At 50.6% G+C, this 255-nt stretch carries 1 protein-coding gene; it reads left to right on the forward strand.

The window, feature by feature from the left end:
* On the forward strand, positions 1-255 hold a 255-nt coding region (locus C2M17_RS12525), incomplete at both ends, for a hypothetical protein (RefSeq protein ID WP_158684020.1).

Consider the following 255-nt stretch of genomic DNA (forward strand, 5'->3'; position numbering starts at 1 on the left):
GGGGAGGCTGAAGGCGAGGTTGTTATTGATACCGTAGCGCCAGGTAATGGCGATGATGGTAATAGCATCATCTTCGATGATGGCGGTGATAACCTATTATCTGCTACGGAAGCGGCCGATGCCACTTTAAGTGGCCAAATCGAAACAGGCGCATCAATCATCCGCGTCGTGATCAGTGACGGTACCACCGACATTGAGGTTGACCCTACAGCAATTAGCGTTGATGAAAACGGTAACGTGACCATTAGCGGACAG

It is taken from the genome of Pseudoalteromonas sp. T1lg10 (genome assembly GCF_002964545.1).
Taxonomy (GTDB): Bacteria; Pseudomonadota; Gammaproteobacteria; order Enterobacterales; family Alteromonadaceae; genus Pseudoalteromonas.